General features: G+C 30.3%; 1 protein-coding gene. It reads right to left on the bottom strand.

What is annotated here, in order from left to right:
- The coding region (istA, locus tag HMPREF0202_RS05295; protein WP_245576449.1) for an IS21 family transposase at positions 1–1,003 on the bottom strand (1,003 nt) is incomplete at its 3' end.
- Positions 1,004–1,039 lie beyond the last annotated feature (36 nt).

Genomic DNA, 1,039 nt, shown 5'->3' with positions numbered 1-1,039 from the left:
TTGTATTTCTAGAAATATTTGAGATAAGTTTACCCTTATCCTTGGAAATCTCATAAGTATTAATACTTTCTTTAGTTTTTAGATTAAAAAATGTTATTCGATTATCTTCACAAACTACCCCAACTTCTTTTTGTTTATCTGAATATGTTTCCTTTGGAAGTTGATACCTATTACTTTTATATGTTACAGTATTGTCTTTTGACAAAGAATAGGTTACAATACTGTTAGTTGATTCTTCTTTTTCGAAGAGGAATGGAGGTACTTGTTGTAGATGTTCTTTTTCTAGGTGATACATCTCTTCAGGTACTTTTTTTATTATTGAATGTTCTTTTGCATTTCCAGTTCTTTTTAACCAATCTAAACAAAGCTCATTAAAGTCATCAATGTTTGTAAAGACTCTATGTTTAGCAAAATTATTTTTTACAAATTTAACAACAGCTTCAATTATTCCTTTACTTTGAGGATCAAAAGCTCTACAAAGATGAACTTTAAAATTCATGGTATTTATATACTTTTGAAACAAATCAGTTTTAATGATATCTCCTAAATTTTCTGTAACGAACATAGTTTTGTCTTGATCATAGACAATGGTTTTAGGTACACCACCAAAGAACTCAAAAGCTTTATGATGGCATTGTACAATATCGCTTGATGTAAATGGCTTATCTTGCCAAATAGCAAATTTATATCTTGAGAAAGATAATACCATAGTAAATAGATGAAGCTTTTTAGTTTTTTTATCTTCAGTAAGAAGATTAATCTGTCCCATATCTACTTGCGCTTGCTCTCCTATATCTGTTTCAGGAACCGCAAGGAATTGTCGTGAAACTTTGAGTTTGGGTAACTCATATTTTTTCCTAAGTTTTTCAACATATGATCGAACTGTCCTTTCAGCCATACTAAAGTCTTGCTCTCTTTCTTTAAGCCAATCAAATACCTGAGCGCCGCTAATATCATTGAACTCTTTAAGCCAAGAGAGGATAAGTTGTTCATATATATCCATTTTCCTTCCAACAATTCTTTGTTTGTATTGTGTTCT

The sequence above is a fragment of the Cetobacterium somerae ATCC BAA-474 genome (assembly GCF_000479045.1).
In the GTDB taxonomy this organism is placed as follows: Bacteria; Fusobacteriota; Fusobacteriia; order Fusobacteriales; family Fusobacteriaceae; genus Cetobacterium_A; species Cetobacterium_A somerae.
Note: the sequence above shows the minus strand (reverse complement) of the source record. Positions and strands in the feature narration are given on the sequence as shown.